Source organism: Pseudomonas sp. HY13-MNA-CIBAN-0226 (genome assembly GCF_040310305.1).
Taxonomy (GTDB): domain Bacteria; phylum Pseudomonadota; class Gammaproteobacteria; order Pseudomonadales; family Pseudomonadaceae; genus Aquipseudomonas; species Aquipseudomonas gregormendelii.
Window position 1 is genome coordinate 1 of record NZ_JBEOPS010000114.1, and the last position, 341, is coordinate 341.

Sequence of the window (341 nt, forward strand, 5' to 3'; positions counted from 1 at the left end):
ATGCATGGGGCGGTGACCCGCAAATAAATGCCTATCTACAGTGGGCCGCTGAAGAAGTGGATGACAAATATAATATTAATTTGGTTCATGTCAAATTGAGCGACACCAGTGAAGCCGTTAGTCGCGTACTCGCGGAAAAGTCTGCCAACAACAATGATAAAGGCAGCGTTGATCTCATCTGGATAAATGGCGCAAACTTTGCCACCATGAGTGAGAATTCGTTATTACTCAAACAATGGGCGAACAAGCTGCCTAACTTTGCTTTGACCGATCCAGAGAATAATCCTGCCGTTAACTTTGATTTTGGTGTGCCAACCAATGGTATGGAAGCACCATGGGGT

At 45.2% G+C, this 341-nt stretch carries 1 pseudogene; it reads left to right on the forward strand.

Annotated elements, in window-relative coordinates:
• A pseudogene (locus tag AAEZ05_RS28005) lies at nucleotides 1–341 on the forward strand (ABC transporter substrate-binding protein); the annotation flags it as partial.